The organism is Streptomyces viridosporus (assembly GCF_002078235.1).
GTDB lineage: Bacteria > Actinomycetota > Actinomycetes > Streptomycetales > Streptomycetaceae > Streptomyces > Streptomyces viridosporus.
The window spans coordinates 1-8,114 of sequence record NZ_MSGP01000402.1; the positions used below are offsets into that span (position 1 = coordinate 1).

7 protein-coding genes and 1 pseudogene are annotated in these 8,114 nt (G+C 72.9%); 4 read left to right on the forward strand and 4 right to left on the reverse strand.

The window, feature by feature from the left end; translation table 11 throughout:
* Positions 1–322 precede the first annotated feature (322 nt).
* A complete protein-coding gene (locus tag B7L92_RS26815; RefSeq protein WP_081239953.1) occupies positions 323–1,615 on the forward strand; it encodes a hypothetical protein in 1,293 nt (430 codons plus the stop codon).
* A gap of 540 nt (positions 1,616–2,155) precedes the next feature.
* On the opposite strand, the gene B7L92_RS26820 is transcribed toward B7L92_RS26815, so the two are convergent.
* Positions 2,156–2,449 (reverse strand): chorismate mutase, encoded by a 294-nt coding sequence (locus tag B7L92_RS26820; RefSeq protein ID WP_004984328.1) that lies wholly within the window; start codon positions 2,447–2,449, stop codon positions 2,156–2,158.
* A gap of 344 nt (positions 2,450–2,793) precedes the next feature.
* On the opposite strand from B7L92_RS26820, the gene guaA reads away from it, so the two are divergent.
* A complete protein-coding gene (gene guaA / locus B7L92_RS26825; protein WP_081239954.1) occupies positions 2,794–4,374 on the forward strand; it encodes a glutamine-hydrolyzing GMP synthase in 1,581 nt (526 codons plus the stop codon).
* Positions 4,375–4,383: 9 nt separating this feature from the next.
* Here the strand turns inward: guaA and B7L92_RS26830 are convergent, their stop codons facing one another.
* Entirely contained in the window at positions 4,384–4,857 is a 474-nt protein-coding gene (locus tag B7L92_RS26830; RefSeq protein ID WP_081239955.1) for a pyridoxamine 5'-phosphate oxidase family protein, read from the reverse strand.
* A 230-nt stretch (positions 4,858–5,087) separates the two neighbouring features.
* On the opposite strand from B7L92_RS26830, the gene B7L92_RS26835 reads away from it, so the two are divergent.
* Together B7L92_RS26835 and B7L92_RS26840 are read left to right on the forward strand one after the other, a co-directional pair.
* The gene (locus B7L92_RS26835; protein WP_081239956.1) at positions 5,088–6,368 is read left to right on the forward strand and encodes a hypothetical protein; all 1,281 of its coding nucleotides are present in this window, start codon (positions 5,088–5,090) and stop codon (positions 6,366–6,368) included.
* Positions 6,369–6,529: 161 nt separating this feature from the next.
* On the forward strand, positions 6,530–7,060 hold the full coding sequence (locus tag B7L92_RS26840) for a DoxX family membrane protein (protein WP_438364025.1): 531 nt from the start codon (positions 6,530–6,532) through the stop codon (positions 7,058–7,060).
* Positions 7,061–7,064: 4 nt separating this feature from the next.
* Here B7L92_RS26840 and B7L92_RS26845 read toward each other — a convergent pair whose 3' ends face one another.
* Positions 7,065–7,292, reverse strand: a complete 228-nt coding sequence (locus B7L92_RS26845) for a hypothetical protein (RefSeq protein ID WP_081239958.1) — start codon at positions 7,290–7,292, stop codon at positions 7,065–7,067.
* Positions 7,279–8,114 (reverse strand): annotated as a pseudogene (locus tag B7L92_RS26850) (LiaF domain-containing protein); the annotation flags it as partial. The pseudogene B7L92_RS26850 and the gene B7L92_RS26845, both read right to left, overlap by 14 nt.

Here is an 8,114-nt window from a genome sequence, read left to right on the forward strand (position 1 = left end):
TCGCCCTCCTCGCCGGCCGGGGACTCGGTCGCGGAGACGCTCGAACCGGGCTCGGAGTCGGTCGCGTACGCGGCCGGGGCCGCGAGGAGGGCGACCGGGGCTATCACTGCCGTCGCGGCCGCTACGGCCATGGCGCGGCGAAGCTTCATGAAGACCTCGGGAAGTCCGGTGTGCCGCGGGGTGCGACACGAGGTGGGCGGCGCCTCCGTGTGGGGCGCACATGTGTGGTCCGTGAGGATTCGGTGAGTTCGATCAACGACGCGTTCGAATGGTTGTCCTGTACCTCACAGAATTTTTATGTGAGGTGGATCACTGTCGAGGGGTGATCACCGCCGGCGTACGCTCAGCCGCCGACAACCGCCGAGAGAAAGTCCGCGACCCCGTGGCCGAGCAGCCGTCCGAAGAGCCCAGACCGGAGTCCTCCTCCCTGCCCGACGACGTGTGGGAGAAGTTCGTCCGGGACAGCGAGCGCGACATCCGTTCCTCCGCACCCAAGGAACCCTCCGCCCGGGCCCGCATGGTGACCGAGCGGCTGCGGGCCATGGACGAGGCGCAGGCCGGAGCGGACGGCGGTGGCGGCAGGCGTCGTCGGGGCAGGAGGAAGGGCGCCCCCGCGCCCGCCCGGCCCGAGGGCTGGCGCACCGGCCCCGCCTGGCAGGAGAGGGACGGCAGGGCCGCACGCCGTCGCAAGGGCTGGAGCGTCGTGGGCGTGCTGGCCGCCGCCGCACTGGCCGTCGTCGCCGTCGACCCGTCCGCCGCGCTGTCCTGGCTGCCCGGTGAACCCGGCGACGACCCCGGCGGTACGGACGCGACCGGCACGGCGTCCCCGGCACCGCTCGCTCCCGAGACCGCCCGCCCCGACGGCGCGCCCTTCGGAGCCCCCGCCGGCACACCCACCCGTGAGCGGCCCTTCGCCGGATCCCCGGCCGACCGCTGGGAGCCGGGAGCGGACGCCATCCGGCTGCCGGAGGCGAAGGCGGTCAACGGGGTTCCCGCCGACCGGATCGAGGAGGCCCTGCGGCGGACGAAGGAGTTCCTGGTCGCCTCCAACCTCGACCCCGAGGTGCTGAAGGGCGGCGCACCGGAGAAGGCGCTGGCCCTCGTGGACCCCTTGGAGAAGGAATACCTCTCCGACCTGCGCGCCGCGCTGCGCGGGCCCACCGAGAAGAACGACCCGGTGTGGACGTTCACCCGCTTCGATCCCGAGGAGGTCGACCTCGTCGGTGACGCGCGGGTCCGCGGCCGCATGACGGTGAAGCCCGAGCGGGGGGCCGCGGGGAGGGCCGTGATCGAGGCCGACTACACCTTCGTGTACGCGGTGGCCCGCGCCGACGGCGGCGACGAGGTGACCCGGGCCATCGTGCGCCGGGTGGTCGAGGTGAGCGTCGCGGACCTCACCAGGTACCGGGGCACCGAGGGGCACCTCTGGATCACCGTCGTCGACGGCGAGATATCCAACGACGACTGCCGGGACGGCGACGGCGTGATCCGTCCGCAGTTCCTCGCCGACCTGCAGTCCGGCCCCGAGCCGACCGGAGAGGCGCTCGACCCGTACGACCGCAGCAGGGAGGTGGTCGGGGACGACCGGGGGTGCGGCGTCGTCACCCGCACCTGACGCCGACGGCCACGGGACGGGCGAAGGGCCCCGCGGGGCGGAGCCGCGGGGCCCTTCCTCTCGTCAGCACCGACGTCAGGGCGGCGTCGGTGCCCGGGAGCGGCGCCCGGGGGGCGACGCCGCTGGTCTCGTGTGCGGGTACAGGGCGACGCGGTGGTCCGCGGGGGACCGGACCGCTGCGGGGTCCTGCGGGTGCGTCGTGCTCGGCGGGCGCGTCCTCCGCGGCCGCCGGGGGCGGACGTGCACGGTTCCCGCCGGCCGGCCCCGGGCGTCCCCGGAGCCGGCCGTTCTCTCGGTGACCGGGCTGCTGTCCCCTGCCGTCCGGTCACTCCTCCGGAGCGAGGTCCCACGACGTACGGCAGATCCGTACGTCTCATCGCTCCGGCGAGCCACGCGTGGTTCTCTTCGGGCCCGCCCCTGGCTGGCACGGACACCGGTACCAACGAAGCGGTTCCGGCACCGGTCACGCACCGTACGGGTGAGAGGCGATGCGTACGTCTGTGCCGGGAACGGGGGTGCGGCCGCGTGCCGTCCGCCGGTTCAGACCTTGCCCCGGCACAGCTCCAGCAGGGTCATCGCGAGCGTGGTGCCCGGCTTGCCCAGCGCGTCCCGGTAGCGGGCGAGGATCTCCATCTCGCGGGAGAGGTTCACGCGTCGGCCGCCGGAGGCGATCCGTTCCTGCTGGATGACGGCCGACACGGCCATCCGTTCCTGCACGAGACCGATGATCCGGTCGTCGAGCGCGTCGATCCGCTCGCGGGCGCCGGTGATCGTCTCGGCGGCCTCGGCGGTGCGGGCGCCGGTCTTCTCGGTGGGCTGGGTGGCGGTGGTCATGTCGGGGCTCCTCGGCGGTGGGTGCGGAGTGCCTCGGAACGACAGGATCCGGAAAACGCCAGGCGCCCCGGACCTTGTCGGCCCGGGGCGCCTGGGAAGTCGCTTGTCAGTTGCTCAAGCAGCACGACCATGGCAGCCGGCGGGCCGGGTGCCATAGGTAAAGAGGAAGGTCGAGTGGGTGAGCATGAAACCCAGTATGCCGTGCTTCGCCGGGGCGTCCAACACGGATCGCATGGTGAGACGGGCCTTCCCGCACATCCGTACGGAGCGAGGGCGGGGCCCCGTGCCCGCCCCGGTAGAATCGGGAGGCACAAGACCCCCGCCCCACCGCCGGAAGGCACCTCGTGTCATCAGCGACTCCCGCTGCCAACGCGCCCGACACCGTCCTGGTCGTCGACTTCGGCGCGCAGTACGCCCAGCTCATCGCCCGTCGCGTCCGCGAGGCGCGGGTCTACAGCGAGATCGTGCCGAGCACCATGCCGGTCGAGGAGATCCTCGCCAAGAACCCCGCGGCGATCATCCTGTCCGGCGGCCCCTCGTCCGTGTACGAGGCGGGCGCCCCCACCCTCGACCGCACGCTCTTCGAGGCCGGCGTCCCCGTCTTCGGCATGTGCTACGGCTTCCAGCTCATGGCCCAGGCCCTGGGCGGTCAGGTGGACAACACCGGGGCCCGCGAGTACGGCCGCACGGACCTGCACGTCTCCAGGACGTCCTCCACCCTCTTCGAGGGCACCCCGGAGGAGCAGGACGTCTGGATGTCGCACGGCGACGCCTGCTCGGCCGCTCCCGAGGGCTTCACCGTCACCGCCTCCACGGACGTCGTGCCCGTGGCCGCGTTCGAGAACGACGAGAAGAAGCTCTACGGCGTCCAGTACCACCCCGAGGTGATGCACTCCACCCACGGGCAGCAGGTGCTGGAGCACTTCTTGTACCGGGGCGCGGGCCTGAAGCCGGACTGGACCACCGGCAACGTCATCGACGAGCAGGTCACCGCCATCCGTGAACTGGTCGGCGACAAGCGCGCCATCTGCGGCCTGTCCGGCGGTGTGGACTCCGCCGTCGCCGCGGCCCTCGTCCAGAAGGCCATCGGCTCCCAGCTGACCTGCGTGTACGTCGACCACGGGCTGATGCGCAAGGGCGAGACCGAGCAGGTCGAGAAGGACTTCGTGGCCGCGACCGGCGTCCAGCTGAAGGTCGTGGACGCGTCGGAGCGGTTCCTGGCCGCGCTCAAGGGCGTCTCGGACCCCGAGGAGAAGCGGAAGATCATCGGCCGGGAGTTCATCCGGGTCTTCGAGCAGGCCCAGGCCGAGATCGTCGCGGACGAGGGCCCGGCGGTGGAGTTCCTGGTCCAGGGCACGCTCTACCCGGACGTCGTCGAGTCCGGCGGCGGTACCGGCACCGCCAACATCAAGTCCCACCACAACGTCGGCGGCCTCCCCGAGGACCTCGAGTTCAAGCTGATCGAGCCGCTGCGCCAGCTGTTCAAGGACGAGGTCCGGATGGTCGGCCAGGAGCTCGGCCTGCCCGACGAGATCGTCCACCGCCAGCCGTTCCCCGGCCCGGGCCTCGGCATCCGGATCGTCGGCGAGGTCACCAAGGAGCGGCTCGACCTGCTCCGGGAGGCCGACGCCATCGCCCGTGAGGAGCTGACCGCGGCCGGTCTCGACCGGGACATCTGGCAGTGCCCGGTGGTCCTGCTCGCGGACGTGCGGTCCGTCGGCGTCCAGGGCGACGGCCGGACCTACGGCCACCCGATCGTCCTGCGCCCGGTCTCCAGCGAGGACGCCATGACCGCCGACTGGTCCCGGCTGCCGTACGACGTCCTCGCGAAGATCTCCACCCGCATCACCAACGAGGTGCGGGACGTCAACCGCGTCGTCCTCGACGTGACCTCCAAGCCGCCGGGGACCATCGAGTGGGAGTAGTCCCGACGGTCAGGTCCGTTTGAGCGTGCGCACCGGCGCTCCGGGCTTCCAGACCTGGACGACCAGGTACGTGTCGTCCTCGACGTAGGTCCGTACGACCTCCGTCAACTCGGTGCGGAAGAGGTGGAACGGCTCCGGCGGTTCCACCTCTTCGGCGTACCTGCCCCTGGTCTCCGCGTCCTCGACCTCCACCGCCCGGCCGCCGATCCGGACGTCACCGCCGCCCATGCCCGTGCCCTCCCCGGGATTCGCCTGGAGCGCGAAGCGCGGGTCGCGGCGCAGGTCCAGGGCCTTGAGCGAGTCCGGCATCATGCCGAGCCAGAGCTCTCCGTCCAGGAAGCGGACCTCCAGGCCGGTGGTGCGCGGTGAGCCGTCCCTGCGCAGGGTCGCGAGGACGTGGTGGGTGTACGCGCCGAAGCGGGCCTCGACGGTCTTCGCGAGAGCGGGTTCGGCCGCGGCGAAGGCCTCCCAGTTCGTGTTCATGGGGCGAGTGTGGCGCGGATACCGGACACCTTGTGTCGGGTATCCGCGGCCGGGGCGGCACGGCATGCCGAAGTTCACCCGTCCGGTGGGACCTGCCGAACGGGGGAGGCGTGGTGTGCGGCACAATTCGCTCTCGTCACGGGGGAGTTGTCGGTGTGCGGGTGTGCGTCCTGCGGGTGTGCGCAGGGTTGTGGCCCTGGTCGGGTGTGCGGGGAAGGCGGGCTTCGGGCGTGGCGGTGCGGGAGACGGGACGGGGCGGTGCGGACGCGGCCCCGCACGAGGGCGGCTGCACCTGCGGGGACTGCCCGCACGGGGCGCGGGAGGGGCATCGGCGCGCGGTCGCCGCGTTCCTGCTGAAGCGGGACGAGTTCGCGGCCGGACAGGGGCTTCCGGCCGCGGTGGCCCACTCGGCCTCCGCCTCCCGGCAGTGGGTCTCGGAGGAGTTGGCGCAGGCCGCGGAGGCCGTCGCCGAACGCGGGCGGGCCGAGGGCGCGGCCCGGCTGGCCCGCCTGTGGCGCCGGACCGCGGTGGTCGTGTGGGCCGGGGTCGTGCTGCTGCTCCTGGGGCAGGCGCTCACGGCGGTCGGTACGGGATGGACCGCCGCGCGCACCGCGGGACTGGTGGCCGCGCTGGTCGTCGCGGGCGCGCTGACCGCGGCGTCGTGGTTCCACCGGGCGCGCGGCGGGGTGCTCGCGCCGGTGATCGGGGAGGACAACCGCCTCTCCACGTCCCGTGCGGTGGCCGCCGCCTGGGTGCTGTTCCTGGCGTACGCCGTGCTGGTGCTGGTGGGGCGGCTGGCGGCGGCCTCCGGGTCCCGTGAGCGTGACGCGCTGATCGCCGGGCTCGAACTCGCCCGTGGCGCGGGCGTGGTGACCGTCCTCGCCGTGGTGTGCGGGATCGCCGTGCTGGTGCGGCGGGTGGTCGGACTGCGGGTGCTGGGGCAGCGGCTGCAGAAGGTGCGCGCGGACCGGCCGCGGGCGGCGGACCTGCTGACCGACGACGCCGGACGGGGGACCTTCGCCGACATCCAGTACGTCGTGATCTGCGCCGTCGCCCTGGCGTTCGCGGCGGTGCGGCTGGCCCGGCGACCGGACCAGTTGCCGGATCTGCCGTGGGGACTCGCGGTGGTGGTGCTCGTGTCGGCGGCGACGTATCTCGCGGGGAAGTACGCGGAGGGCGGGCGGCCGGTGATCCTGTCGGTGGTGCGGGCGCGGGAGGCCGGCGATCTGGACGCGCCGATCCGGACCGGCGACGACATCGAGATCCGCGGGGCGGGGTTCGTCCCGGCGGGTGCGCAGGAGGCCGACCGGCTGGCGCGGATGGTCGTCCGGGTGGGGGCGGTGAACGTGCACGTGCCGCTGGTGCCGGTGACGGGCGGGTTCGACAACCCGACGGACACGTTGCTGACGGTTCCGGTACCGGCGGAGGTGGAGCCGGGACGGGTGGAGGTGCAGGTCGTGACGGCCGCGGGGGTGGAGACGAACCGGTACGCGATCGACGTGACGGAGTAGGCGGGCCGCGGGCGTCCACCGTTCCACGGGGGCTTTCCTCCGTGCGCGAGGGCCGGACGATCCGAGAAAAAACCGTTCGCCAGGGTTGATCCGGGACCGAACGCCGTACGTATGGTCTGGTGAGGCGGTCTCGGTACGGCGGTGAGGGGCGGCAGGCGGCGATGACTCAGAGTATGCGGACGGGCGTGCACGGCTCCCGCTTCGACGGCGGCGGGGACTGGCGGGACGCCGCGACCCGCTACGCCCTGGTGCCCCTGCGGATCTTCCTCGGGATCACCTTCGTCTACGCCGGCCTGGACAAACTCACCGACAGCGCGTTCATGCAGGAGGCCGGGAGCGGATCCGTCGGCGACATGATGCGGGCCGTCCGGGATTCCTCCGCCGTCCCCGCGCTGGTGGACCTGGCGCTGGAGAGCCCCGTCGCGTTCGGTTACGCCATCGCCCTCGGGGAACTGGCCGTGGGGATCGGGACCCTGCTCGGACTGCTCACCCGCCTGGCCGCCCTCGGCGGTGCGCTGATCTCCCTCAGCCTGTGGCTGACGGTGAGCTGGGCCGCCGATCCCTATTACTACGGGAACGACCTTCCGTACCTCATGGCCTGGACCCCGCTCGTGCTGGCGGGCGCCCCCCTGCTGTCCGTGGACGCGGCCCTTCGGGCGCGGCGGCGTCGACGGACGGGGGAGTACGGGTAGGGAGTCAGGCCGGCGTGTCCGGGCCGGGAGCGCTCGGCACGCGGCGTCGACGTATGCGGCCGGTCAGGAAGGCCACCGCACCGGCCAGGCACAGACCGCCCGTGACGACGGGGACCATGACGAACCACGGGGTCTCCCATGCGCCGCCCGCGTCGCCGGCGTAGAGCACGGCGGCGAGGATGAGGACGGCACCCGCGACCAGCCTGCCCGGCTGGAACTCATGACGCAGCACGGCTCACCTCCACCTGTCCCATGCCGACCTGGAGGTCCAGGTCGAGCGTGCCCGCCTTCTCGACGCCCGCGGGCGGAGCCAGGGTCAGCTCCTTGTGCTTGCCCGGTGCCACGTCCACGTCCTTCTTGTCGTCGCCGGGCAACTGGATGTCGCCGACTCCCACCTCGACGCTCAGCTTCACGGTCACGCCCTCGGGGACGATCACATGGATCCGGCCCAGGCCGACGTCCGCGCGGGTGGACACGGTCTCTTCCGCAGGCACCCGTATGCCGGACAGATCCAGGGTGCCGGTACCGGTGCCCAGGTCGTAGGCCGGACGCACCTGCGCCACCGAGGCGGGCTCCCAGGTCGTGCGCATCCACTCGGTGCCGATGTCCTTGGGGATCGCCGCCGAGCCGGCGAGCAGGCCCGCCGTGATGACCGCCAGGACGAGGGATCCGGCCCCGGTGCGGCCCAGGAACGAGCTGACCGCCACGCCGATGCCGAACACGGCGAGCGCACAGGCCAGGCCGGTCTGCAGGCTGGTGCCGAGGGGATGCCCGTCCCAGGCCAGGCGGGTGCCGAGGCCGGCGGCGAGGAGGGCGAGCAGGAAGATCCAGCCGCCGATCCAGCGGGGGCCGCGCGGCTTGGACGGCCGGCGGCAGGGAACGTGCGTGTCGTCGCGGGGGCGGGTGGGGGCGCCCAGCCCGATGGTGACGGCGGCCGCCACGTCCCGCTCGTGGGAGTCCCGGGGGCCCCACAGATACCCCGTGCCGCCGACGTGGGTGCCGTCCTTGACGATGGGGTCGCGCCACCAGGAGGGGAAGGCGGTGGGCGCCGGTG

Coding starts and splice junctions, on each gene's coding strand:
- B7L92_RS26820 (WP_004984328.1), bottom strand. CDS start 2,449: ATGACCACCGCCACCCAGCCCACCGAGAAGACCGGCGCCCGCACCGCC.
- B7L92_RS26840 (WP_438364025.1), top strand. CDS start 6,530: ATGACTCAGAGTATGCGGACGGGCGTGCACGGCTCCCGCTTCGACGGC.
- B7L92_RS26830 (WP_081239955.1), bottom strand. CDS start 4,857: ATGAACACGAACTGGGAGGCCTTCGCCGCGGCCGAACCCGCTCTCGCG.